The 321-nt window shown below is 34.9% G+C and carries 1 protein-coding gene; it reads right to left on the bottom strand.

The window, feature by feature from the left end:
* Positions 1-321: ParA family protein (locus tag R2R70_RS19445; protein WP_410978815.1), on the bottom strand; the 321-nt coding region annotated here is incomplete at both ends.

The raw sequence follows: 321 nt of genomic DNA, 5'->3' as shown, positions 1-321 counted from the left end.
GCTAGTCGGTGTATCTATCAATATAAAGTCATATTGGCTTCTAAGGTGATTAATTCCCTTATACATCAATTCGAAAGGTCTAGGGTACTTCTTGCTATTGCCAATAACCTCAAAATCAAAGCCTACTAAATCATCAGTAGCAGGAATAATATCAATATTTTCATGTACATTAACAATTGTGTGTTCAGCAGGAATACCATCAATTAACACATCATAAAGTCCGTAAGCAAATTCATCAGGATTCTTACCGAAAGTTAAAGCAACATTGGACTGATTGTCAGCATCAACTATCAGGACTTTTTTACCTTGTGAAGCTAGTAC

The organism is Cobetia sp. SIMBA_158 (genome assembly GCF_046566945.1).
In the GTDB taxonomy this organism is placed as follows: domain Bacteria; phylum Pseudomonadota; class Gammaproteobacteria; order Pseudomonadales; family Halomonadaceae; genus Cobetia; species Cobetia amphilecti.
Note: the sequence above shows the minus strand (reverse complement) of the source record. Positions and strands in the feature narration are given on the sequence as shown.